This window comes from Rhodococcus sp. C26F (assembly GCF_053345925.1).
In genome coordinates this window covers 117,864-122,306 of the sequence record NZ_JBKFBA010000006.1, presented here as the reverse complement: position 1 = coordinate 122,306, position 4,443 = coordinate 117,864, and the positions used below count along the sequence as shown (strand labels likewise).

The window sequence follows — 4,443 nt, the reverse complement described above, 5'->3', positions numbered from 1 at the left end:
CTGCCCGCCGACACCGCCACCACCGACACCGCCACCGCGGCGACTGCCGAGCCGGATCCGGAGGCAGCCGGGGACTCCGACGCCGCCGGACAGGTGCGGGCCGCGGTGCGCGACGGGCGCGCCGTGCACCTGACCTACTATTCGGCCTCCCGCGACACCGTCTCCGAACGCGACGTCGACCCGATCCGCATCGTCATCATCGACGAACACGCCTACCTGCAGGCCTGGTGCCGCAGCGCCGAAGGGGTGCGGCTGTTCCGCTTCGACCGCATCGACGCCGCCACCGTGCTCGACGAGCCGGCGCGACCGCCGCACCGGGCGATCACCGACGACGAGCACCTCGAACTGTTCGAGGGCGACCCGTCGCTGCCCGCCGCGCGGTTGCGCATCGCCCCGTCGTACACCTGGCTGCTCGACTACTACCCGCTCACCGACGTGCAGGTGCTTCCCGACGGCAGTTGCGAGGCGTCGATGCGGTACGCGTCGCCGGGCTGGATGGCGCGGCTGCTCGTCGGTCTCGGCGCCGGGGTGCAGGTGCTCGACCCGCCGCAGTTGCGGGCCGCGGTGCGGGCGCGGGCCGAGGCGGCGCTGGCGGCCTATGCCGAGCTCGACGGGGAGAACGCGACCCGCGGCGCGGGTCCGACACCCTGAAGGCGGCGTTGTGAAACATCTGTGTGAACCCTCCGCAAATTGTGGGTGGATACACCGGCGCGAAGCCTCGGACTGTGCTCGAGGTCCGGTAGCATCGATCGGAGCCGATCAGTGGAGGTTGTTGTAAATGGGTGCAATGAGCCCCTGGCACTGGGCCATCGTGGCGCTGGTGGTCGTGATTCTCTTCGGTTCGAAGAAGCTGCCCGACGCCGCGCGCGGTCTCGGTCGTTCGCTCCGGATCTTCAAGAGCGAGGTCAAGGAGATGCAGAACGACGACGCCCGGGCGTCCACGCCGCAGCAGCCGGCGCCGAATCCGTTGCCGGCCGCGCAGCCGACAGCCGATCCCGCCGCGCCGAACACGCACACCGAACCGCGGTCTGCCTGACCGACGTTCATCCTGCCGGGGCGCCCACCACGGGTGTCCCGGCGTTCCGCTGACCCCGGCACGCCCGCACGCCGGTGGTCTCGACAGGAGCTGAGAACCGCACCGTGCGCATCCCGTTCGATCCGCGCCGAAGCCGGCGCAAGACCAATCCCGACGGCACCATGTCGCTGGTCGAGCACCTCTACGAATTGCGCACGCGTCTGCTGATCGCTCTCGCTGCGATCGTGCTCACCACCATCCTCGGCTTCGTCTGGTACAGCCGCAGCCTGTTCGGCCTCGACAGCCTCGGGGAGATCCTGCGCGGCCCCTACTGCGACCTGCCCGCCTCGGCCCGCGCCGACCTGAGCAGCGACGGGGCGTGCCGACTGCTCGCCACCGGACCGTTCGAGCAGTTCATGCTGCGCCTGAAGGTCGCCGCGGCCGCCGGCATCGTCATGGCGTGCCCGATCTGGCTGTACCAGTTGTGGGCGTTCGTCACCCCCGGCCTGTACCGCAAGGAACGCCGCTACGCGATCGGCTTCGTCACCTGCGGGGCGGCGCTGTTCGTCACCGGCGCGGTGCTGGCCTATCTGGTGATCTCCCACGCGTTGTCGTTCCTGCTGTCCGTCGGCAACGATGTGCAGGTCACCGCCCTTTCGGGCGCCGAATACTTCGGGTTCCTCATCAACCTGCTGGTGATCTTCGGGGTGTCCTTCGAGATCCCGCTGGTGATCGTCGCGCTCAACGGTGTCGGGGTGCTGCCCTACGCCAAGCTCAAGGCGTGGCGGCGCGGGCTGATCATGGCGGTGTTCGTCTTCGCCGCCATCGCCACCCCCGGCCAGGATCCGTTCTCCATGCTCGCCCTGGCGTTGGCGCTGACGCTGCTCGTGGAGTTCGCCATCCAGATCGCCCGGCTGACCGACCGGCGCCGCGCCCGCAAGGCCCGCGCCGAGGGCTGGGCCGATCTCGACGACGACGAGGGTTCGACGATCCCGGCCCCGAGCCCGGTGGAGCCGGCAGCGCCGACGGCGCCCACCGACACCGTCCGGACCGATCCGGCCCGCACCGACTACTCCGACACCCTGTGACCGGCGACCCCACTCCCGGCCCTGCCGGTGACGACGAGACCGGCACCGCGCCGCTCGTCCCCACCCCGCAGCTCGCGGAGTTCGCCACCGGCCTCGGGTTCCCGCTCGATCCGTTCCAGATCGAGGCGTGCCGCGCCCTCGAGGGTGGGCATTCGGTGCTGGTGTGCGCCCCCACCGGCGCCGGCAAGACCGTCGTCGGCGAGTTCGCGGTGTATCTGGCGCTGCAGGGCGGTTCCAAGTGCTTCTACACCACCCCGATCAAGGCGCTGAGCAACCAGAAGTACGCCGATCTGTGTGCCCGGCACGGCCGGGACTCGGTGGGTCTGCTCACCGGCGACCAGTCCATCAACTCCGATGCGCCGGTGGTGGTGATGACCACCGAGGTGCTGCGCAACATGATCTACGCGTCGTCCACCGCCCTGATCGGGCTCACCCACGTGGTGATGGACGAGGTGCACTTCCTCGCCGACCGGTTCCGCGGCGCGGTGTGGGAAGAGGTGATCCTGCACCTGCCGGAGGACGTGCGGCTGGCGTCGCTGTCGGCGACCGTGTCGAACGCCGAGGAGTTCGGTGACTGGATGACCACGGTGCGCGGCGACACCACCGTCGTCGTCGACGAGGTGCGGCCCATCCCGCTGCACCAGCACATGATGCTCGGCTCCCGCATCTACGACCTGTTCGACCGTCGCGCCGACACCGACACCGCCCCGACCCGGCGGCGCCGGGACATCGTCGTCAACCCGGAGCTGGCGTCGGCGGTGCGGCAACGGCAGAGTCTGTCCGGGATGGACCGCTGGGGTGAACGCGGACCCCGCTTCCGGCCGCCGCCGCGCCCGGAGGTCATCGTCCGCCTCGACCGCGACGGTCTGCTGCCGGCGATTACCTTCGTGTTCAGCCGCGCCGGCTGCGACGCCGCGGTGCAGCAGTGCCTGCGCTCGGGTCTGCACCTGACCGACGAGACCGAAGCCGCCGAGATCCGCCGGATCGTCGACGAGCACACCCGGGATCTGCCGCGCGGCGACCTCGAGGTCCTCGGCTACGCGTCGTGGCGCACCGCCCTCGAACGCGGCATCGCCGCCCACCACGCCGGCATGTTGCCGGCTTTCCGGCACACCGTCGAAGAACTCTTCGTGCGGGGGCTGGTGCGGGCGGTGTTCGCCACCGAGACCCTCGCGCTGGGCATCAACATGCCGGCCCGCACCGTGGTGCTCGAGAAGCTCGTCAAGTTCAACGGCGACACCCACGCCGAGCTGACCCCCGGCGAGTACACGCAGCTGACCGGCCGGGCCGGGCGGCGCGGCATCGACGTCGAGGGCCACGCGGTGGTGCTGTGGCAGCCGGGCATCGAACCGGCCTCGGTCGCCGGGCTCGCCTCCACCCGCACCTTCCCGCTGCGCAGCTCGTTCCGCCCGTCCTACAACATGGCGGTCAACCTCATCGACGCCGTCGGGGTGGAGCGGTCGCGGGCGTTGCTGGAGATGTCCTTCGCCCAGTTCCAGGCCGACAAGTCGGTGGTCGGTCTCAAACGCGGCATCGACCGCAACGAGGCCACCCTCGAGCAGCTGCGCGACCAGCTCGGCGGTGAGGGCAGCGAGATCCTCGACTATCTGCGGTTGCGTGCCGAGCTGACCGACGCCGAACGCGCCCACGAGCGGCGCGGCAAGCAGGATCGCCGGGCCGCGGCGGTGGCGTCGCTGGTGACCCTGCGGCGCGGCGACATCATCGCCGTGCCCGCCGGTAAACACACCGGCCTGGCCGTGGTGGTGCTGCCGGACACCGACGCCGGTGATCCGCGGCCGCAGGTCGTCACCGCCGACGCGTGGTCCGGTCGCCTCTCGGCCGGGGACTTCCCGACCCCGGCGACGGTGCTGGGCACGCTGCGGCTGCCGCGGCACGTCGATCACCGCACCGGCCGTGGGCGCCGCGACATCGCGTCGGCGTTGCGGTCGAAGGGCCTCGTGCCGCCGCGCCGTCCCAAGCGCAGCAAGTCCAAGGGCGACACCCGCGAGATCGACGCGTTGCGCCGCGAGCTCAAGCACCATTCGGCCCGCAAGCATCCCGATCTGGATTCGCTGGCGCGTGCCGGGGAGCGCTACCACCGGTTGCTGCGCGAAACCCAGCAGCAGCGCCGCAAGGCCGCCGCGGCGACGGATTCGCTGGCGCGCACCTTCGAGCGGATCGTCGCGCTGCTCACCGAACGCGGCTATCTCACCGAGGGTGACGATCCGGCGACCACCGAGGCGGGGGAGCGGCTCGCCCGCATCTACACCGAATCGGATCTGCTGGTCGCCGAATGCGTGCGTCGCCGTGCCTGGGCGGGACTGTCCGCCGCCGAACTGG

At 70.9% G+C, this 4,443-nt stretch carries 4 protein-coding genes; all 4 read left to right on the top strand.

The window, feature by feature from the left end; all coding sequences use genetic code 11:
- The coding region (locus ACLBYD_RS10190) for a helix-turn-helix transcriptional regulator (protein ID WP_447816332.1) at positions 1-651 on the top strand (651 nt) is incomplete at its 5' end.
- Between the two features lie 127 nt (positions 652-778).
- Positions 779-1,036 carry a Sec-independent protein translocase subunit TatA gene (tatA, locus tag ACLBYD_RS10185; protein ID WP_060653067.1) on the top strand — a complete coding sequence of 86 codons (258 nt, stop codon included), beginning with the start codon at positions 779-781 and terminating at the stop codon, positions 1,034-1,036.
- 104 nt (positions 1,037-1,140) lie between these two features.
- Positions 1,141-2,103: a twin-arginine translocase subunit TatC gene (gene tatC, locus ACLBYD_RS10180; RefSeq protein ID WP_447816331.1), complete on the top strand. Its 963-nt coding sequence runs from the start codon at positions 1,141-1,143 to the stop codon at positions 2,101-2,103.
- A partial coding sequence (locus ACLBYD_RS10175) for a DEAD/DEAH box helicase (protein WP_447816330.1) occupies positions 2,100-4,443 on the top strand: 2,344 nt, incomplete at its 3' end. The genes tatC and ACLBYD_RS10175, both read left to right, overlap by 4 nt.

What these genes read in the sequence shown, in the direction of transcription:
- tatA (WP_060653067.1), top strand. Translation starts at nt 779, where the DNA reads ATGGGTGCAATGAGCCCCTGGCACTGGGCCATCGTGGCGCTGGTGGTC.